The organism is Pseudomonas sp. SDO5591_S426, from assembly GCF_054070755.1.
In genome coordinates this window covers 1-294 of sequence record NZ_JBSVXD010000431.1, presented here as the reverse complement: position 1 = coordinate 294, position 294 = coordinate 1, and the positions used below count along the sequence as shown (strand labels likewise).

1 protein-coding gene is annotated in these 294 nt (G+C 58.5%); it reads right to left on the bottom strand.

Annotated features, from left to right (window positions below):
* Positions 1-294: aldehyde dehydrogenase family protein (locus ACW9JC_RS30450; protein WP_457459700.1), on the bottom strand; the 294-nt coding region annotated here is incomplete at both ends.

Here is a 294-nt window from a genome sequence, read left to right as displayed (position 1 = left end):
GCTGGATGTAATACCCGCTCGCCAGGTTGCCCTCGAGTTTTTCCACCTTGCCGCCAGTCAGCAGCTCGGCGCCTTCGCCCTTGGCGATTTCCAGGTATGAAAGGATTTTGTCGAATTGCTGTTCGGACGCCTGCGCGCCGACCATGGTGTCGGTGTCCAGCGGGTCGCCACGTTTGATTTGCAGGACTTTCTTCATCACGACTTTCATGAAGTCGTCGTAGATCGACTCTTGCACCAGTGCGCGGGACGGGCAGGTGCAGACTTCGCCCTGGTTGAAGAACGCCAGCACCAGGC